The sequence below is a fragment of the Rhodococcus sp. MS13 genome (genome assembly GCF_013277835.1).
Taxonomy (GTDB): domain Bacteria; phylum Actinomycetota; class Actinomycetes; order Mycobacteriales; family Mycobacteriaceae; genus Rhodococcus_F; species Rhodococcus_F erythropolis.
Genome location: NZ_VBTL01000003.1, coordinates 441,495 through 459,861, shown reverse-complemented (window position 1 = coordinate 459,861; position 18,367 = coordinate 441,495). Strand labels below are relative to the sequence as shown.

Below are 18,367 nucleotides of genomic sequence, written 5' to 3'. Positions count from 1 at the left end.
ATTCGGCGACAAATTGGACATGAGGGCGAACCCCACCGATTTCTCGCGAAATCCAGGAGTAGAGTGCTGTGCATGCAGCGCGCACTCCTTCTTGGTTGCCGCGACGGGGTCTGATCCAGACTGGCCTCCCGCCGCGGGGTTTTTGTGCGCCGGTCGACCAAGCCTTCCGGACTCATGGTCTTGACCAACAGGTCATCAGGCCAGGTCCACAATCCTGGAGATCACACCAATGTCCCCCGCTGACGCATTCACCACCGGCACTCGCACCATTACCCCGCCCACGAAGCCGGCACCTTCCGACCAGCCTGCGTGGAACACGCAGAAGAACTCGTCGATGCCGACGTTCCGCTACCGCCCGTTCGCCGAAGAGGTCGAGACGGTCGCGCTGCCCGACCGCACCTGGCCGGACAAGATCATCGACCGAGCACCCCAGTGGTGTGCCGTTGACCTGCGCGACGGCAACCAGGCGCTGATCGATCCGATGAGCCCGGCGCGCAAGCGTCGTATGTTCGATCTCCTGGTCCGTATGGGCTACAAGGAGATCGAGGTCGGATTCCCGTCCGCGAGCCAGACCGACTTCGACTTCGTCCGCGAAATCATCGAAGACGGCGCGATCCCGTCCGACGTCACCATCCAGGTGCTGACGCAGTCGCGTCCTGAACTGATCAAGCGCACATTCGAGGCGTGCGAAGGTGCCGAGAACGCAATCGTGCACTTCTACAACTCCACCTCGATCCTGCAGCGCCGCGTCGTGTTCCGCGCCGACAAGGACACGATCAAGAAGATCGCCACCGACGCCGCCGAACTGGTCCTGGCCGAGTCGAAGAAGTACCCGGACACCAACTGGCGCTGGGAATACTCGCCCGAGTCCTACACCGGCACCGAGCTCGAGTACGCCAAGGAAGTATGTGACGCCGTCACCGAAACCCTGGGTGCGACGCCTGCCAACCCGGTCATCCTGAACCTGCCCGCCACCGTCGAGATGGCGACACCCAACGTGTACGCCGACTCCATCGAGTGGATGCACCGCAACCTGGCCCGCCGCGATTCGGTCATCCTGTCGCTGCACCCCCACAACGACCGCGGCACCGGCGTCGCTGCAGCCGAGCTGGGCTACCAGGCCGGCGCAGACCGCATCGAAGGCTGCCTGTTCGGTAACGGTGAGCGCACCGGCAACGTCTGCCTGGTCACCCTCGCGCTGAACATGTTCACGCGCGGCGTCGACCCGCAGATCGATTTCTCGAACATCGACGAGATCCGTCGCACGGTCGAGTACTGCAACCAACTGCCCGTCCACGAGCGTCATCCGTACGGCGGCGACCTGGTCTACACCGCGTTCTCCGGCAGCCACCAGGACGCGATCAACAAGGGCCTCGACGCCATGAAGGTCGACGCCGACAACCAGGACTCGGACGTCGACGACATTCTCTGGCAGGTCCCCTACCTGCCGATCGACCCCAAGGACGTCGGCCGCAGCTACGAGGCCGTCATCCGCGTGAACTCGCAGTCCGGCAAGGGCGGCGTCGCGTACATCATGAAGGCCGATCACGGTCTGGTGCTGCCGCGGCGTCTGCAGGTCGAGTTCTCGCAGTCGGTCCAGAAGATCACCGACGGTGAGGGCGGCGAGGTCTCGCCGAAGGAAATGTGGGACGTCTTCCACGAGGAGTACCTCGCCCCCGTCACCCCGCTCGAGCGGATGAAGCAGAAGGTCACCGCGTCCGAGGAGGACGGCGGCACCGACGCCATCACCGCCATCGTCAAGGTGAACGGCAAGGAGCAGGAGATCTCGGGAACCGGTAACGGCCCGCTCGCTGCCTTCGTCGACGCGCTGGGAAGCATCAACTTCGACGTTCGTGTCCTCGACTACTCCGAGCACGCAATGTCCGCCGGCGACGACGCCCAAGCCGCGGCCTACGTCGAGTGCGCAGTGACTGGCCCGGACGGTCAGAGCACCGTCGTCTGGGGTGTGGGTATCGCCACGTCGATCACGACGGCGTCGCTGCGCGCCGTGGTTTCGGCAGTGAACCGCGCGAGCTGACACTCACGCAATACGAACCCGACTCTTGAACAAACCCTGGTCTCACCCGATTTTCGGGTGAGACCAGGGTTGTTTTCACGGCACAGAAGTTCTTCGGTCCGTGTTTTCGCTTCGGCATGACATAGGTCCCGAAAGAGTCGCTTAGCGAAGTTAACAAACAGGATTCACCCATCGAGGATGATGCAGCCGACCCCGGCACGTGAGATAGTCACCTCAGACAAATCCGACTTGTGAAATGGGGCTCGACAATGGATTCCTTTTGGGACTTCCTCTGGCTGATCATCATCAGCTTCGCGTTCATCGCGTACCTGATCCTGCTCTTCTCGATCATCACCGACCTATTCCGTGATCACAAGACTTCCGGCTGGGTAAAGGCAATCTGGATCGTCTTCCTGTTCTTCATTCCGCTGCTCACCTCGCTCGTCTATCTGATCGTCCGAAGCGACGGAATGGCCCAGCGCTCCATGGAGGCTGCTCAGCAGGTCAAGAATGCACAGGACAGCTACATCCGTGAGGTTGCCGGAAAGTCCCCGGCCGAGTCCATCGCAGATGCAAAGGCGCTTCTCGACGCCGGCACCATCAGCGAAGAAGAATTCGCAGCGCTCAAGGCCAAGGCCCTCGCCTGATTCAGGCCCTCACTAATCAGTGAGGATTGCACTACCGAAACGGGAGCGACACTAATCGTGTCGCTCCCGTTTCGTATTCATTCACCAACAGCCGTTCATTCACCGACCGCCCGGGCGACGTCGCGAAAAGCGTCGAGAACCACTCCGATAGCCGGGCTGCGGTCGATGTGTAATCGAGTTGCCAATTCATAAACGCGAGCAGCGCGCACGCCTGCCACCGGTTTCCTCGATACTCCAGGATGTGTGATCGCGTAACGCGGCATCAAAGCCACACCGTGGCCCGCCGCCACCAACTCTTCGATAACTCGGAAATCGTTTATCCGATGAGCGACTCGAGGTTGGACCCCGGTGACGGACGCAACCGACAACAGAACGTCGTCGACCGGAAACCCGCCGCGCACGCTGATCCAGTTCTCGTCGGCCAATTGCTCCAACCGGACCGAATCCTGCTCGGCGAGTGGATGATCAGGCCGCAGCACCAGATCGATCGGTTCACGCATCAGCGGTTGCACGCTGACCCGGGGAAACGAGGTCTCGGCGCCGCGTTCGTCACGGTGAGTGAGGATCACGTCGTGATCGGCCAACAGTCCAGGGACGGCCGACGCCGGTTTGTCGACGTCGTGGGCGTCGATGTCCACGTCCGAGTTCTTCAGCGCCGTCAGGACGCCGGGCAGCAGGAGAGCTGCTCCGGAGGGAAAGAACGCGACTCGCACCTTGCCGCGCGGCGAGCCTCGGTACGACGCCATCTCGTCCGCTGCCCGGTCGAGCGCCGCCACCACGTCGTCGGCGCGGAGCACCAGCGCTCGACCAGCGTCGGTGAGGCGCAGCGTGCGCCCGTCCGGCTCGAGGAGCAAGACCCCCGCCTCTCGGCCGAGGATCTTGAGTTGTTGCGAGACGGCGGACGGTGTCATCGAGAGAGCGAGAGCAGTAGCGCCGACGGTTCCTCGGTCGGCGAGCTCGCGGAGAATCCGCAAGCGCGTGGCATCCATACGGTGACGAATATCCATGTAGCAAAACTACATGGATAGTGCATCTATATTCGCTTGTTCTGATGCTTCGTACGGCTCACGATTAACGTCATGACTCCCCGCGACCGTCTCCTCGGCCTGACCGTGATCGTCTTGTGGGGTCTGAACTTCCTGGCCATTCGCGTCGGCCTGGATCATTTCCCGCCGTTCTTCTTCGCTGCACTCCGGTTTCTGATCATCGCGATTCCGGTGGTCATCTTCGTGCCGCGTCCGCAGGTACCGCTCCGTTGGTTGCTGCTCTACGGATTCGGTTTCGGATTCGGCCAGTTCGTCTTCCTCTTCTGGGCGATGCATTCGGGGATGCCGACGGGTCTCGCATCACTGGTCCTGCAGTCGTCCGCGCCGTTCACCGTCCTACTCGGCGCGTTCCTGCTCCGCGAGAAGCTCAGCGTCTGGCAGGTCTCCGGGATCGCCGTCGCCGTAGCCGGTATGTCGTTGATCGGCTGGGACCGTTCACACCACGCGGCACTGCTGCCCGTGATCCTCACGCTCCTCGGCGGTCTGTCCTGGGCGTTCGGCAATCTCGGCAGCCGCTTGGCCGCGGCGAACACCGTCGGCGAGCCCGCACCGATGCGCTTGATGCTGTGGATGTGCGTCATCCCGCCGTTGCCGATGCTCGCCCTGTCAGCGGTGGTCGAAGGCCCCACCGTCGGATGGCACGCGCTTGGTACCGCGTTCAGCGCCGACGCCTGGCCGTCACTGGTCGGGCTGGCCTACATCATTCTGCTCGGCACCATCGCCGGATCCGGGCTCTGGACGATGCTCATGGGCCGCTATCCCGCCGGCATGGTGGCGCCGCTCTCCTTGCTGGTACCGGTAGTGGGAATCGGCGCGTCCTGGCTGTTCCTGCACGAGGATCCGAGCCCGTTGTCACTGGTCGGAGCAGTCATCGTGATTGCCGGTGCGAGCGCCGCACAGATGAGGCGCAAGCCCGCGAACACTGTTTTCTCGGACACACCTGCAGCCTCACCACCGGCGCGACTCGGCGTCTGACGACGCCCTGTGCCAAACTCGGGCCGTGGGAACTGGACTATCGATCACAGCGCGCGGAAAGCTCGCCATGCGAGCTGCCGCAGCAGCATCTTGGGCATCGCAGAAGGCCGGGCGCGGCAAGGGCTCGATGATCGGCGGGTTGATCGCCCTCAAGATCGACCCGACGCTCATGACTCAGCTCGGACGCGGCAAGCGCACCGTCGTGGTCACGGGCACCAACGGCAAGTCGACGACCACACGTATGACCGCCGCAGCACTCGCGACACTCGGTGACGTCGCCACGCAGGCCGACGGCGCCAACATGGATGCCGGGATCGTGGCCGCTCTGGCCGCGCGTACGGACGCAACGCTGGCAGCACTCGAGGTCGACGAACTGCACGTCCCCCACGTAGCCGACGCCGTGAACCCGGAAGTGATCGTGCTGCTCAATCTCAGCCGCGATCAGCTCGACCGGGTCGGCGAGATCAACATGATCGAGCGGAAGCTCCGCGCGTGCGTCAATGCGCATCCGAACGCGGTGATCGTCGCCAACTGCGATGACGTACTGGTCACCTCCGTGGCATACGACGCCACCAACGTCGTGTGGGTTGCTGCCGGCGGCGGCTGGGCCGGCGATTCCGTCAGCTGCCCGCGCACCGGTGAACCCATCGTGTGGGAGGGAAAGCACTGGCGCAGTACCGGTTCCGACTTCGCGCGGCCCGAGCCGACATGGTGGCTCGACGACGACAATCTCTACGGCCCCGACGGCCTGAAGATTCCGATGACGTTGACTCTCCCCGGAAAAGCCAACCGCGGTAACGCCGCTCAGGCCGTAGCGGCAGCGGCTGCTTTGGGCGCAGATCCGGTCGGGGCAGTTGCCGCCGCGTCGACGGTCCAGGAAGTCGCCGGCCGCTACAGCACCGTCGAGGTCGGACCGCACTCCGTCCACATGCTGCTCGCGAAGAATCCCGCCGGTTGGCAGGAAGCGCTGTCGATGATCGATCCCACGGTGGACGGACTCGTGATCGCGGTGAACGGTCAGGTGCCGGACGGCGAGGACCTCTCCTGGCTGTGGGACGTGAAGTTCGAACACTTCGAAGGCGTCAAGGTAGTGGCCGCCGGCGAACGCGGAACCGATCTCGCCGTTCGCCTCACGTACGCAGGCGTCGAGCACACCCTCGATCCGGATCCGTTGCGCGCCATCGCTTCCTGCCCTCCCGGACGCGTGGAGGTACTGGCGAACTACACAGCCTTCCGTGACCTCAACACCGCCATCGCGAAGGAATCTCGCAATGTCTGACTCGACAATTCGCATCGGACTGGTTCTCCCCGACGTCATGGGCACCTACGGCGACGGCGGCAACGCCCTGATCCTGCGTCAGCGTCTGCGGATGCGCGGCTACGACGCCGAAATCGTGGACATCACCTTGAGCGATCCGGTCCCCGATTCGCTCGACGTGTACACATTGGGTGGCGCCGAGGATTCCGCTCAGCGACTCGCAACGCGCCATCTCGCGAAATACCCTGGCCTGCAACGCGCCGCCGAGCGTGGCGCACCGGTTCTGGCGATCTGCGCTGCAATTCAGGTGCTCGGCAACTGGTACGAAACCTCCAGCGGCGAACGCGTCGACGGTGTCTCGATGCTCGACGTCACGACCTCTCCGCAGGAGAAGCGTTCCATCGGCGAGGTCATCACGAAGCCCTTGATCGACGGGCTCACAGCACCTCTCTCAGGTTTCGAGAATCACCGCGGCGGAACAACTCTGGGTAGCTCAGCCTCTGGATTCGCACGTGTCACCCATGGTGTCGGAAACGGCGTCGGTGATGGATTCGAAGGCGTCGTGCAGGGTTCGGTGATCGGGACGTACATGCACGGACCCGCCTTGGCCCGGAATCCGGAACTCGCGGACCTCCTGCTCATGCGGGCCTTGGGCGTCAACGAACTCGAACCCCTGTATCTGCCCGAGGTCGACAAGCTCCGCAAGGAGCGGCTCGCGATTCGCTGACCCGGTTCAGACGGTTTCGGATTTCCCCTCGGTCAGAACCAGTTCCACGGCCAACAGCGCGGCGCAGGCCAGTCCCGCAACCAGTTCGGGCACCGCGGTGTAGGTACCACCGAGCACGACGACGATCGCGACCGAGAACGGCATGAGGGTGCGTACCGAGGAGTCATGTAGTCGAATGTGGATGAACCACAGGGCGGCAAGGATGACCGCGACCGGAACGGTGACGGCAGCACCCGTCACCAACGCGCTGCCGTCACCGTGATGAGTCCAGAAGTCGACGCGCGAAGCCAACCCCGCACCGATGGCGGCAGCGGCGGCGAAGATGAAGTAGTGACCGAACCCCCAGACGAAGGGTGAGACGTTGTCACCGCCGATCACTTCGCCTGCATTGCGTTGGAAGTAGAGCCACCACAGGCTGAAGACAATCAGAATGCCGCCGATCACGACGTAGGTGACCTGCGCTGCCGGATGCTCACCGTCGACCGCGTCCTGAATCGCGATGGTGGTCGAGAGGATCGTCTCGCCCAGAACGATGATGAAGAACAACGAGTACCGCTCCGCGATGTGATGCGGGTGCCACGGCGTCATGCCCGGCTTCTCCGACCAGATCGGTACCGCGAATTCGCACAGAACCAACACCAGGAACGTCGGGACGTAAATGGCGGATGGAACGAAGTAGAAACCGATCCAACCGATCTGGACCAACACGATTCCGAGAGCGTATCGACGAGCCGTGAGCGCATGTTCGGGGTCGTTCCGCGACACCCTGAGCCATTGGATGACCAGGGCTATTCGCATGATGACGTAGCCGACGATGATGAGCAGGGCGTCGTCGTTGAAGAAGCGGACGATGCCGGCTGCAAGGACCAGCGATCCGAGGATCTGGAAGATGGTCAGCAGCCGGGCGATTCCGTCGTCGTTGTCGTACGCCGAGGTGAACCACGTGAAGTTCAGCCACGTCCACCAGATCGCGAAGAATGCCATCGCGAAGTGCCCGACGCCCGAAGCCGCGTGCCCTTCGCTGATCGCGTGGTGCAGACCGGTGGCCGCTTGAGCGACCGCCACGACGAAGCAGAGGTCGGTGAGCAGCTCGAGCGGCGTCGCCACCCGATGCGGCTCGTGCGGATCCCGCGGAACCAACGGCCGGATGAACGAACTGGTGCGATTCACGAAGGGCAGAGTAGCGCGATGATTGCCGACGCGCTGCCCGTGACTGCAACCTGTCGTCTCAGATATTCACGCCGACGCCCCGATCTGGGCTCGGATTTCCAACTGATCGGCGAGTTCGGCGCCTATCGCCCCCGCGCTCCCCAAGGTGAAGGCGATCTGCCGTCCCCACAGGAAATAGCGGTGAATCGGATAGTCGACATCCGCTCCGATTCCGCCGTGCAGGTGCTGGGTCGCGTGCACCACACGCAGGCCGCCGCGCGACGCCCACCATTTGGCGACCAGCGCAGCTGCTTCCGCTTCGCTCTCGACTCCGCTGTCCATCAGCCAGGCAGCGCGGTGCGTGGTCAACCTTGTGCTCTCGGTGTCGAGGTACGCGTCGGCGGCCCGGACGGCAACTGCCTGGTTGGTCGAGAGTGGACGACCGAATTGCACTCGCTCGGAGGTGTATTTCGCCGTCATCCCCAGCGCTTCCTCGCAGACGCCGGTAGCCAGGGCCGCGAGAGCCACCCGTGCACGCCGCAACGTCCAGTCTCGAACCACCGCGCCGTCTGCGGGAAGTGCGTCAGCTGCAGTAACCGCAACCCCGTCGAACTGCACAGCACTGTTGCTCTCGCGGTTCGTCACCGCAAGCGGTGTACGCACCAGCGCGTCCCGGTCCGTGGGCACGATCATGACGCTGGCACTGCCGTCCGGCATCGTCACCGGAACGACCAGCGCGGCCGCGAACTCCGCGGCAGGCACGGAGTCGACGTGGCCTGACAGAACCCAACCGTCAGGCGCCGGTTCGGCGCGAACCGCTTTCTCGGCGTTGTAGCCGGTGTCGAATGCGCCGGTGACGATCACCGAGCCGTCGAGCAGTCCCGGAAGCCACGACGCTTTCTGCTCCGTGCTGCCGAACTCGGAAATCGGCAGCGCCGCCGTGGAAATCACCGACCAGAGCGGCACCTGGGCGACCCGGCGGCCCTGTTGTTCGAGCACCGCAGCCAGGCCGAGCATTCCGAGTCCTGCTCCCCCGACCTCTTCCGGCAGAGCGATTCCCAGAACGTCGGAGTCGGCGAGGAGCTTCCACAGTTCGGCGTCGAAACCGCTGGTGCTCTCCACTTCCCGCAGTCGGTCCACTCCGGACTTCGCCGAGAAGATCGATTCACTCAGATCCCGCACGGCGGACAAGTTGTCGTCGAATTCGAATTCCATGTCAGCTCTTTTCGTTCTGTGCAGCGGGCCGGCGACGCGCAGCAAGCGCCATGCCCAGGCATTTTGCGGCGACAATTTCACGCATCACTTCGTTGGTACCACCACCGAAGGTGTTGTTCTGGGCGCGCCGACCCAGGTTCTCGACCCGCCCTTCCAGTACCGCTCCGGGTGTACCGGGGCGCAGTAAGCCTTTGGCACCCAGCACTTCCTGCAGCATGCCGTACGCACTGACGACGGCTTCGGTACCGAAGATCTTGGCCGCGGCCGAATCCCCGCCGCCCAAGGTGTTGGCGGCGACGTCCGCCACCAGTCGCAGGTTCATCAGGTCGGCGGCGCTGAGCAGCGCGTAGACTTCCGCCAATTTCTCACGTACCCAGCCGATGTCGTAGACGTGGCCGTCACCGGCGGGTTCTGTCTTTGCCCACTCGACCACCTCGGCGAAGAGCTCGTTGGCGATGCCGCCGCGTGCTGCCAGGGCAACACGTTCGTGGTTGAGCTGGTTGGTGATGAGCTTCCACCCCTGATTGAGCTCACCGACGACATTGCTGATCGGCACCCGAACATCTTCGTAATAGGTTGCCGAAGTGCTGATTCCGCCCACGGTGTGAATTTCGGTGACCGAGAACCCCGGCGAATTGGTCGGTACCAGGACCACGGAAATGCCCTGATGCGTCGGCGCGTCAGGATCGGTGCGAACGGCAAGCCAGACCCAGTCGGCAAACACACCGGCGCTGGTGAAGATCTTGTTGCCGTTGATGACAAGCTCGTCGCCCTCGATGCGGGCGCGTGTTTCGAGTGCCGCGAGATCGGTGCCCGCATTGGGTTCGGTGTAGCCGATGGCAAAGATCAATTCACCCGCCAGGATCGGACGCAGGAAGAAGTCCTTCTGAGCTTGCGTCCCGTGCTTGATCAGAGCGGGTCCGACGGTGTTCAGCGTGACCAGTGACAGCGGCGCATTCGCGCGAATCACTTCGTCGTAGAACACATACAGAGCTTCGGGGTTCTCACCCCGACCGCCGAATTCCTCCGGCCACCCCAAGCCCAGCCAACCGTCTTTACCCATCCGGCGCAGGATGCGATCGAAGACGGGGCCGCCTTCGGTCTGATCCACGAGAGCACGGCGGTCTTCGTCGTTGATGATCTCTGCGAAGTATGCGCGCAATTCCTTGCGCAGAGTCTTCGACTCCTCCGACAAATCCAAGTACATGGTGAAGCTCCTAAGATCTACGAACGCGGCAGGCCGAGTACGCGCTGCGCGATGACGTTGAGTTGGATTTCGACGGTTCCGCCGCCGAACAGAATCGAGGGAAGTCCGATGTGGTCTATCGCGTAATTCGCCGCCGGGTCGACAACTGCGGCGCGCGGTCCGAGCAGTCGCAACAGGTCCCGCGAGCCCTCGCGCTGCGCCAGGGCGTTGTACACCTTCGACACGCTGATCTCGGCGCCCGGTTCCTGACCCGCCAGTCGCGCCGACACTCCGCGCAGATTCATCGCGGACAGTGCCAACTCACGAGAGATACTGCGGCCGAGGCCTTCCACTGCGTCTTCGCGGGGGCAGTCGTGGCTCGCGTCGGCAATCACCTGACGGAACAACCGACTCGAACCGTGGTGCAGCGTGCTGCCCATGCTCAAGCGTTCGTTGGACAGCGTTGTCGCAGCAAGTTTCCACCCTTGCCCAGGTTCGGCCACCAGGCAGTCGTCCGGGACGAAGACGTCGTCGAGGAATACCTCGTTGAATTCCGACTTGCCGGTGGCTTGCTTCAGCGGACGTACGTCGACGCCCTTCGACGTCATGTCGACCAGGAAGTACGACAGCCCACGATGCTTCGGAGCGTCCGCGTCGGAACGCGCCAGGCATACTCCCCAATCTGCCTCGTGCGCACCCGAGTTCCACACTTTCTGACCTGACAGGACCCAGCCACCGTCGACCTTGCGCGCTTTCGTGCTCAGACCGGCCAGGTCTGATCCCGCGCCCGGCTCACTGAACAGCTGGCACCAGATGATGTCGGCGCGCAGCGAAGGCTCGACGAACCTGTCCTGCTGCTCGGCGTTGCCGTGTTCGAGAATCGTGGGCAGCACCCATTCCCCGATCACCGTGGACGGTTGAGCCCAACCTCGCATCGCGAATTCATGTGAGATGACGGCCTGTTCCCTCGGTCCCGCTCCGAGCCCGTACGGCGCCCGATAGTGCGGGGCAACCAGTTTGGCGTCGGCAAATCGGGCGCGTCGAGCGCTCCCCTTGGCCGGCGCCCAACTCGCGCTGGTGGTTCCGTCGTCAGGCAGCAGCGCAACCTCGTCCAGAACCCTACGAACCTGCTCTCGTAACTCCGGCAGCATTTCCGGGTCGACAAAGGAGAAATCCCGTTCCGAATCGGCGGACCGGTCTCCCAATGTGTGTGCCCACTTCACCTCGGAACCCGCCACTGCCGCGATACTGATCGCCCGGCGCCAGTACAGATGCGCGTCATGCTCCCAGGTGAATCCGATTCCGCCGAGCAAAGTTACACATTCGAGGGCGTTCTCGATGCCGACGGGCAAAGCGGCCAACGCAGCTTGAGCCGAGACAAGTTTCTGCTGATCCTCGTCGTGGTCTTCGGATCGAGCGGCGTCCCACGCTGCGGCACAGGCAATCTCGGAGCGGACCAGCATCATGGCCGCCTTGTGCTGAACTGCCTGGAAGCTTCCGACCGGACGGCCGAACTGCTGCCGGGACTTCACATAGCCGACTGCGGTCCGTAGCGCCCACCCGGCGATACCGCTCGCCTCCGCAGCCAACACCGTGTTGACGATCAGTTCGGTTCGGTGCGCCTGGAGGCCCTCGACGATCAGCCCAGCCTCGACCTGGTGATCGGTCAACGTCAGTGTTCCGATCGACCGTGTCAGATCCACCCCGTCTTCGATCACCACCGCAGCGGAAGTCGACGGTTCGAGCCGGAACCACAACTCGCCGTCTTCGCTGTTCGCCCGCACGAGAACGACATCAGCTCCAGGCAGACCTAGAGCTGGGTCGGCAGAACCGCTCACTGTCCACCCAGCGTCGCTGCGAGCCGCGCGCAATCCCGCGCCTGTACAGACTGCTCCGGTTGCACCGGTGGCCAATTCGGTCAGCATTGCTTCCGCAGCCGAGCCTGCGGCTGTTGCGAGAATCCCACTCGCGATGACCGTCGGAACGTACGGTCCCGGATAGAGCGCATCACCCAATTGCTCGACTACCACTGCAAGTTCGGCAAGACCCGCCCCGTCACCGCCGTACTGCTCCGGCAGGTGCACTGCGTGCAGGCCCTGACGGACCAACCCATCCCACGAGTCCGGCCGATCACCGGCGGCGTACCTCTTGACGTTGCTCCGCGTATCGGCGATTCCACCGAAGCGGTTCGCGAATGCGGCTACCGCTTCCGCCAGGTCACGGTGATCTTCGAGCAGGGGTAGTGCCATGGCAGGTTCCTCAATCTTCGGTTCTTGTCAGATGCGTTCGAGAATCAGGCAGGTGGTTGCGGCGGACGCGCAGATCGCGATCAGTGCGATGGACTTGTTCCGGCGTTCCAGTTCGTCGATGACATTGGCCAACAGTCTGATTCCGGTTGCACCGGCCGGGTGGCCCAGTGCGATTGCGCCGCCGTTGACGTTCAGCAATTCGGGATCGACGCCGTGAACCTGCGCGAACGACATCGGTACCGAAGCAAATGCCTCGTTGACCTCGAACAGATCGATGTCGTCGATCGTCAGACCAGTGCGTCCGAGCACGATGTTTGCCGCGTCGACGGGACCGTCGAGCATGAACTCGGTGTCACCGCCGATGACGCACTGCGCCAGTATCTTTGCGCGAGGCCGCACGCCGAGGGCCTTGGCTCGATCCTCGGACATCAGCAGAGCTGCACTCGCACCGTCCGAGACCTGCGAAGACGTTCCAGCGGTGTGCAATCCGTCCTCTTGAACGGTGCGCAGCTTCGCGAGCCCTTCGAGAGTCGATTCGCGCAGACCCTGATCACGGTGAACCGGAGTGTCCGACCCTGGAACGACCACATCGATGATGTGCGAGTCGAAGCGTCCTGCCTCCCAGGCTGCTGCGGCTCGCTGCTGCGAGCGCAGCCCGAAGGCGTCGAGATCTTCGCGGCTGAAACCGCGCTTGACAGCAATCCGATCGGCCGCGGTGTACTGGTCGACGGTATCGAGTGACCACGACTCCGGACGCGGCGTTCCCAGACCGGTACCCACCTTGTACGTCAACGGAGCGCGGGACATCAACTCGACACCGCACGCCACACCCACGTCGACTGCACCGATGGCAATCTGCCCGGCGATCAACTGCACCGATTGCTGCGCTGTGCCGCACTGCGCGTCGATCGTGGTGCAACCCGCTTTCAACGGAAGGCCCGCATGCATCCAGGACGTACGCACGATGTTTCCGAACTGCTCACCGAGAGGCGTCACACAGCCGCCGATGACCTGGTCGACCGCGTCAGGATCCACGCCCACCCGATCCAGCACGCCTCTCTGCGCATAACCCAACAGTTCCGCCGCGTGGACTCCGGACAGCCAACCCTCACGCTTGCCGAACGGCGTTCGTGCTGCGTCCACGATGACGGGCTTCATGCCAACTCCTCGGTTCGTAGTGCCGGGTTCTCCGGTAATGCTGCGCCGTCCAGACCGCGTACGGTCAGGGACCACTCGTCGATCAGGTCCAAGCTGACGATCGAGCGCGCGGTGAACTCGGTGTCGCAATCACACAGCGCTGTGACCGCTTCCACCATTTCTTCCATAGATTCGACCTGATCCGGCCGGATAGTCTCACCGACCAGGACTTTGGCGCCCTCACTGAGCACCGCTGCCCGCGGTTGAACCGTGTTGACGCGAACCCCCTGGCCGTAGAGTTCCACGCCCATGCCGTTGCTCATCCTGTTGAGCGCTGCTTTGGAGGCGCCGTACACGGTCATGGCAGTTCCCGGTTCGACCCACGTGAACGGCGGGCCATGCCACGGTTTGACGGTGCCACTGGACACGTTCACGATCCAGCCGTATCCGTTTGCCACCATCCTCGGCACCACGGCTTGCATCAGATCGAGCGGTGCATGGACATTTGCCTCGAACATCAAACGTCGTCGCCGCAGTAGGTAATCCGACAGCGGCTGATAGATCGCCGCTGCCGCGTTGTTCACCAGGATGTCGATCGTCCCGCCAAGCTTCTCGATCGCCAGCGGCACAACGGTGTCGCGCTGCTGCTCGTCCGTCAGATCTGCGACAACTATCTCGACTTTGGTTCCGTACTTGGCAATTCGAGCCGCAGTCTCTTCGAGACTGCCCGGCAGGGTTGCATGCGTGCCGAGCGTCCGAGCCACGAGGGCGACGTCGGCACCCTCCGCGGCCAGTCTTTCTGCGACGCCCGCACCGATTCCACGACTGGAACCGGTGACAAGCGCCCGGCGGCCGTCAAAGCGCCTCGTCATGCTATTTGAACTTCGAGGCGAAGCGATTGATGCTCTCCGCAATCCGGGCAACTTCGTCTTCGCGCAGGCCGTGACTCATGCCGAGTGTCATTCCTCGGGCGAAAACCGCGTCGGCTTCCGGCAATCCTTCGGCCGGCTGACGGAACTCGATGTTGTTCATCATCGGGTGACGAGTGACGTTGCCGCTCCACACAGTTCGTGTGTCGATACCGTCGGCCTCGATGGCTTCCTGCAGGTCGCTGCGCGTGAAGGGGGCGTTCTCGTTGATCATCACCGGGTAACACAGCCACGCCGTATCGAGACCGTCGAGTTCTACCGGCGTCGTGAAGAATTCAGGATGGGCGCCGTATGCCGCCGTGAAGGCCGCAAACGTTGCCTTACGCGTCTTGTAGTTCTCTTCCAGCTTGTCGAGCTGCACGACACCGTAGGCTGCGCCGAGTTCGGAGGGCTCGAAGTTCCATGACATGAGCTCGAAGATGAAGTCGTTGTCGTAGTCGACGCCGTCGAGTTCTTCACGGAAGACTCGGCCGGACTTGTTACTACCGAACAGATTCGGCTCACTGCGACGGCCCCAGCGGCGAAGCAGGAGCGCCTTGTCGCGGCTGGCTTCGTCGTCGACGCACACCATTCCACCGGTTCCCGCGCACGTGATGATGTGTGCCATCGAGAAACTGGTGACGACGATGTCCGCCCGGGAGCCGGTGGGAGTGCCGCGGAGCGTGGCACCGATCGCGTCACACGAATCCTCGATCACCTTGAGTCCGTGACGATCTGCGATGTCACGAATGACGTCCCAGTCCGGGCAGTTGCCGGCGAGGTTCGGCATGAGGATGGCACCGGTTTTTTCGGTGACCATTGCCTCGATCTTGGTGACGTCGACGTTGAACGTGTTGGGTTCCACGTCCACGAACACCGGCACCAGACCGGCACGCACGATCGGTGCGATATCGGTGGAGAACGTCAACGGCGACGTGATGATCTCGCTTCCCGTAGGCAGTCCGAGCAGCTCGACTGCCAAGTACAAACCCGAGGATCCCGAGTTGCACATGACGCCGAACTTCTTGCCTGCCAAGGCCGCGATACGTTCTTCCATCTCGAAGACGTTCTTGCCGATGCGCAATCCTTGATGCCCGCTGCGCAAGACGTCGACAACCGCCTGTATTTCTTCCTCGCCGTGTGTAGCCCTGGCGTAGGTGATCCGCTCACTCATCTTGTTCCTGCTTTCTCGAATAGGCGGCAGATTCAGCGATCTGCCGAGAGGACGAGCGCACTGTGCGGGACGGGAGAGCCGCCGGTCACGAGCACGTTGTCCAAAGTTTTGGTGGGTTGGTTGGTGGAGGTACCGCGGATCAGGCGAACACCTTCGGCAATACCGTTGACGCCGTGGATGTATCCCTCACCGAGTTGACCGCCGTGGGTGTTGATCGGCAGGCGACCGTCCAGCTCGAGATTGCCGTCGGCGATGAATTCTTTTGCCTCACCCCGACCGCAGAATCCGTACTCCTCGAGTTGAAGCAGAATCATCGGAGTGAAGGCGTCGTAGAGAATTGCGGCATCGATGTCGTCCGGGCCGATACCGGCCTGGTCCCATAGTTGGCGCGCCACGAGTTCGACTTCCGGCATGCTGTCGATGTCTTCGCGGTAGTAGCTGCTCATCGAAATCTGTTGTGGACCTACACCTTGCGCAGCACCGCTGATGATCGCAGGTTTGTGCGGCAGGTCGCGGGCGCGCTCCGCGCTGACGATGACCAGCGCCTGTCCACCGTCACTTTCCTGGCAGCAGTCGAGCAGACGGATGGGGTCGGCGATCATGCGCGAGTTCTGATGATCCTCGATAGTGATCGGGCGTTCGTAGAACCAGGCCTTCGGGTTGTTCGCGGCATGCTTGCGTGAGAGAACCGAGATCTGACCGAAGTCGGCGCTGGTTGCCCCGTACTTGTGCATGTAGAGCTTGGCGAGGAAGGCTTCCTGCTGCGCCGGGGTCAGAAGCCCGTACGGGTTGATCCAGTTCCGATACTCCTGGTCCGTCGACGCGTTGTACGCAAAGGGTGGTGGCCCGGCGCCGAATCGGTGACCTGATCTTTCGTTGAAGGCACGGTAGACGACCACGACGTCGGCGACACCACTGGCGACGGCAAGCGCGGCTTGTTGAACCGGTGCGCAGGCGCCGCCGCCGCCGTGTGGAATACGACTGAAGAACGTCAGTTCCGGGATCCCGAGAGCGCGTGCGACCGCAATCTCGGGATTGTTCTCCATGGTGAACAGTGCAAATCCGTTCACCTCTTCTGCCTCGATGTGAGCGTCGTCGAGCGCGGCGATCACGGATTCGCACGCCAACTGCCATTCACTGCGGCCGGAGTTCTTGGAGAACTCGGTGGCGCCGATCCCGGCGATGGCGGCTTGCCTCGAAAATCCTCGTGTCATGCGATTACCCTTTCCGCCGGTTCGAGAGTCACGTCGGCTGTCACGTGCGTTCCGCGAGCGTTCTTGCCGAGAACCGTCACGGTGAGCGCCCGGCCGTCGGAGTCGATCACCTTGCCGGTCAATGTCATGGTGTCTCCGGGAAAGTTCGGAACACCAAGCCGTAGTGATGTTTTGACGATTCGCGATCCCGGGCCTGACCAGTCGGTGATGTAGCGGTCGATGAGCCCGTTGGTGGTGTTGATGCTCATGAAGATGTCGGGAGTTCCGCGATCCTGCGCCTTGCCCGGATCGTGATGCACGTCCTCGAAATCCTGAGAAGCGATCGCCGTGGCGACGATGAGCGTTCGGTCCAACGGCAGTTCGAGGCTGGGAAGGGTCGAACCTACCTCGTAATCAGAAAGATTCGTCATTGCACCGATCCCCGTCGCCTCAGTTGCGGCAGCATCTCGCCGTGAGCGTGCTCGGAGAACGCCACTTCGAGTTCCATACCGAATTCGAGTTCCTCGTGATCGATGCCCGCGATGTCGGCAACCAGACGCGTGCCTTCTTCGAGATCGACGAGTCCGACGGCGAGCGGGTACTCGAAGGCAGGATCCTTCGGGTGATGAATGACCGTGAAGCTGTGCAACGTGCATCGCCGCGTGGATTCGACTGTGTCCCAACTGAACGAGCGGCATTCCGGGCAGGCGGGTGCGGGTGGGTGGCGCAGTGTCTTGCAATCCGCACACCGTTGGATTTCGAGGCGACCCTCTTTGGCCGCGGAGAAGAAGAAATCGTTGTCATCGGTGACGGTGAGTCTCGGCACCGCGGTGTTGCGGGAGCCAGTCTCGCTCATGCGATTACCTCCTGGGCTTCGGGCTTGGTATCTGTCTGGGCATCTGGTTTGAATCTGAGCAATCGAAAGCGCTCTTCGACCAGCGTCTTTCCGTCCTGGTCCACGTACTTCTTGAACAGGGTGATGAAGCACCCGTGACCGAGAGCCGTCTGTTTGAACGGTGAGATCGCTTCGATGGTGAAATATGCGGTGACGTGGTCTCCGGGACTCAACTCCGCGAAATACTCCTGCTCGACGTTGGTCGCGACTACGGACGTGTAGCCGGCCTCGTCCAACAGCCCGAGTAGTCGTGAATAGGCGAAATCCTCGGAGGCTCCGTCGGCGCGAAGTTGTTGGACCTGCCGATAGCGGCGGTAGCCCGCCATCACCCAGGTCGAGATCATGGCGGGTGGGCAGACGACGTCTCGACGACCGGTGCTGCGAGCAGCTTCGGCGTCGACGTAGATCGAGTTGCGGTCGTCGTGTGCCTCGACCCAGTTGCGGATCATCGCCTCGTTGACGGCGTAGCGGGCGACGCGGGGTGGTTCGGCCTCTGCGCCGATGAAATTCGGAAACTGCGTCTGCAGGCTCTGCACTGAAATCCTCCGTGAACGAAAGTTGAGCAAGCGCTTGATTTTGAAGCTAGCATAG

17 protein-coding genes are annotated in these 18,367 nt (G+C 62.8%); 5 read left to right on the top strand and 12 right to left on the bottom strand.

Translation table 11 applies throughout. The features are described 5' to 3' along the window. Positions 1 to 229 precede the first annotated feature (229 nt). Both leuA and FEZ59_RS07845 read left to right on the top strand, forming a co-directional pair. A complete protein-coding gene (gene leuA / locus FEZ59_RS07850) occupies positions 230 to 2,038 on the top strand; it encodes a 2-isopropylmalate synthase (RefSeq protein ID WP_172932500.1) in 1,809 nt (602 codons plus the stop codon). A gap of 248 nt (positions 2,039 to 2,286) precedes the next feature. Next, positions 2,287 to 2,664: a PLDc N-terminal domain-containing protein gene (locus tag FEZ59_RS07845; protein WP_020968226.1), complete on the top strand. Its 378-nt coding sequence runs from the start codon at positions 2,287 to 2,289 to the stop codon at positions 2,662 to 2,664. 95 nt (positions 2,665 to 2,759) lie between these two features. On the opposite strand, the gene FEZ59_RS07840 is transcribed toward FEZ59_RS07845, so the two are convergent. Then, positions 2,760 to 3,653, bottom strand: coding sequence for a LysR family transcriptional regulator (locus tag FEZ59_RS07840; RefSeq protein ID WP_070385886.1), 894 nt, complete (start codon positions 3,651 to 3,653; stop codon positions 2,760 to 2,762). Between the two features lie 90 nt (positions 3,654 to 3,743). Here FEZ59_RS07840 and FEZ59_RS07835 point away from each other — a divergent pair, with 90 nt between their 5' ends. The 3 genes from FEZ59_RS07835 to FEZ59_RS07825 are packed head-to-tail and all read left to right on the top strand — an operon-like array spanning position 3,744 to position 6,670. Further along, entirely contained in the window at positions 3,744 to 4,685 is a 942-nt protein-coding gene (locus tag FEZ59_RS07835; RefSeq protein WP_058038234.1) for an EamA family transporter, read from the top strand. 25 nt (positions 4,686 to 4,710) lie between these two features. After that, positions 4,711 to 5,964, top strand: a complete 1,254-nt coding sequence (locus tag FEZ59_RS07830; RefSeq protein WP_003943457.1) for a MurT ligase domain-containing protein — start codon at positions 4,711 to 4,713, stop codon at positions 5,962 to 5,964. Then, the gene (locus FEZ59_RS07825; protein WP_172932499.1) at positions 5,957 to 6,670 is read left to right on the top strand and encodes a glutamine amidotransferase; all 714 of its coding nucleotides are present in this window, start codon (positions 5,957 to 5,959) and stop codon (positions 6,668 to 6,670) included. Before FEZ59_RS07830 ends, FEZ59_RS07825 begins: the two co-directional genes overlap by 8 nt. A gap of 6 nt (positions 6,671 to 6,676) precedes the next feature. On the opposite strand, the gene FEZ59_RS07820 is transcribed toward FEZ59_RS07825, so the two are convergent. The 11 genes from FEZ59_RS07820 to FEZ59_RS07770 form a co-directional block, all read right to left on the bottom strand. Next, a complete protein-coding gene (locus tag FEZ59_RS07820) occupies positions 6,677 to 7,840 on the bottom strand; it encodes a low temperature requirement protein A (RefSeq protein WP_020905917.1) in 1,164 nt (387 codons plus the stop codon). Between the two features lie 66 nt (positions 7,841 to 7,906). Then, the gene (locus FEZ59_RS07815) at positions 7,907 to 9,034 is read right to left on the bottom strand and encodes an acyl-CoA dehydrogenase family protein (RefSeq protein ID WP_047888080.1); all 1,128 of its coding nucleotides are present in this window, start codon (positions 9,032 to 9,034) and stop codon (positions 7,907 to 7,909) included. Position 9,035: 1 nt separating this feature from the next. After that, the gene (locus FEZ59_RS07810; protein WP_020905915.1) at positions 9,036 to 10,241 is read right to left on the bottom strand and encodes an acyl-CoA dehydrogenase family protein; all 1,206 of its coding nucleotides are present in this window, start codon (positions 10,239 to 10,241) and stop codon (positions 9,036 to 9,038) included. 17 nt (positions 10,242 to 10,258) lie between these two features. Further along, the gene (locus FEZ59_RS07805) at positions 10,259 to 12,469 is read right to left on the bottom strand and encodes an acyl-CoA dehydrogenase (protein WP_172932498.1); all 2,211 of its coding nucleotides are present in this window, start codon (positions 12,467 to 12,469) and stop codon (positions 10,259 to 10,261) included. Between the two features lie 27 nt (positions 12,470 to 12,496). Further along, the gene (locus FEZ59_RS07800; RefSeq protein ID WP_172932497.1) at positions 12,497 to 13,627 is read right to left on the bottom strand and encodes a steroid 3-ketoacyl-CoA thiolase; all 1,131 of its coding nucleotides are present in this window, start codon (positions 13,625 to 13,627) and stop codon (positions 12,497 to 12,499) included. Further along, entirely contained in the window at positions 13,624 to 14,478 is an 855-nt protein-coding gene (locus FEZ59_RS07795; RefSeq protein WP_172932496.1) for an SDR family NAD(P)-dependent oxidoreductase, read from the bottom strand. Before FEZ59_RS07795 ends, FEZ59_RS07800 begins: the two co-directional genes overlap by 4 nt. 1 nt (position 14,479) lies before the next feature. After that, positions 14,480 to 15,688 (bottom strand): DegT/DnrJ/EryC1/StrS aminotransferase family protein, encoded by a 1,209-nt coding sequence (locus FEZ59_RS07790; RefSeq protein ID WP_172932495.1) that lies wholly within the window; start codon positions 15,686 to 15,688, stop codon positions 14,480 to 14,482. 32 nt (positions 15,689 to 15,720) lie between these two features. After that, a complete protein-coding gene (locus FEZ59_RS07785) occupies positions 15,721 to 16,902 on the bottom strand; it encodes a lipid-transfer protein (RefSeq protein WP_172932494.1) in 1,182 nt (393 codons plus the stop codon). Next, positions 16,899 to 17,312 (bottom strand): acyl dehydratase, encoded by a 414-nt coding sequence (locus tag FEZ59_RS07780; protein WP_172932493.1) that lies wholly within the window; start codon positions 17,310 to 17,312, stop codon positions 16,899 to 16,901. The genes FEZ59_RS07785 and FEZ59_RS07780 overlap by 4 nt, the downstream gene beginning before the upstream one ends. Next, complete coding sequence (locus FEZ59_RS07775; protein ID WP_007731532.1) at positions 17,309 to 17,737, bottom strand: OB-fold domain-containing protein; 429 nt, start codon at positions 17,735 to 17,737, stop codon at positions 17,309 to 17,311. The genes FEZ59_RS07780 and FEZ59_RS07775 overlap by 4 nt, the downstream gene beginning before the upstream one ends. After that, positions 17,734 to 18,312, bottom strand: a complete 579-nt coding sequence (locus tag FEZ59_RS07770; RefSeq protein ID WP_041814552.1) for a MaoC family dehydratase N-terminal domain-containing protein — start codon at positions 18,310 to 18,312, stop codon at positions 17,734 to 17,736. Before FEZ59_RS07770 ends, FEZ59_RS07775 begins: the two co-directional genes overlap by 4 nt. Between the last annotated feature and the right edge of the window lie 55 nt (positions 18,313 to 18,367).

What these genes read in the sequence shown, in the direction of transcription:
- leuA (WP_172932500.1), top strand. Translation starts at nt 230, where the DNA reads ATGTCCCCCGCTGACGCATTCACCACCGGCACTCGCACCATTACCCCG.
- FEZ59_RS07845 (WP_020968226.1), top strand. Translation starts at nt 2,287, where the DNA reads ATGGATTCCTTTTGGGACTTCCTCTGGCTGATCATCATCAGCTTCGCG.
- FEZ59_RS07840 (WP_070385886.1), bottom strand. Translation starts at nt 3,653, where the DNA reads ATGGATGCCACGCGCTTGCGGATTCTCCGCGAGCTCGCCGACCGAGGA.
- FEZ59_RS07835 (WP_058038234.1), top strand. Translation starts at nt 3,744, where the DNA reads ATGACTCCCCGCGACCGTCTCCTCGGCCTGACCGTGATCGTCTTGTGG.
- FEZ59_RS07825 (WP_172932499.1), top strand. Translation starts at nt 5,957, where the DNA reads ATGTCTGACTCGACAATTCGCATCGGACTGGTTCTCCCCGACGTCATG.
- FEZ59_RS07815 (WP_047888080.1), bottom strand. Translation starts at nt 9,034, where the DNA reads ATGGAATTCGAATTCGACGACAACTTGTCCGCCGTGCGGGATCTGAGT.
- FEZ59_RS07810 (WP_020905915.1), bottom strand. Translation starts at nt 10,241, where the DNA reads ATGTACTTGGATTTGTCGGAGGAGTCGAAGACTCTGCGCAAGGAATTG.
- FEZ59_RS07805 (WP_172932498.1), bottom strand. Translation starts at nt 12,469, where the DNA reads ATGGCACTACCCCTGCTCGAAGATCACCGTGACCTGGCGGAAGCGGTA.
- FEZ59_RS07800 (WP_172932497.1), bottom strand. Translation starts at nt 13,627, where the DNA reads ATGAAGCCCGTCATCGTGGACGCAGCACGAACGCCGTTCGGCAAGCGT.
- FEZ59_RS07795 (WP_172932496.1), bottom strand. Translation starts at nt 14,478, where the DNA reads ATGACGAGGCGCTTTGACGGCCGCCGGGCGCTTGTCACCGGTTCCAGT.
- FEZ59_RS07790 (WP_172932495.1), bottom strand. Translation starts at nt 15,688, where the DNA reads ATGAGTGAGCGGATCACCTACGCCAGGGCTACACACGGCGAGGAAGAA.
- FEZ59_RS07785 (WP_172932494.1), bottom strand. Translation starts at nt 16,902, where the DNA reads ATGACACGAGGATTTTCGAGGCAAGCCGCCATCGCCGGGATCGGCGCC.
- FEZ59_RS07780 (WP_172932493.1), bottom strand. Translation starts at nt 17,312, where the DNA reads ATGACGAATCTTTCTGATTACGAGGTAGGTTCGACCCTTCCCAGCCTC.
- FEZ59_RS07775 (WP_007731532.1), bottom strand. Translation starts at nt 17,737, where the DNA reads ATGAGCGAGACTGGCTCCCGCAACACCGCGGTGCCGAGACTCACCGTC.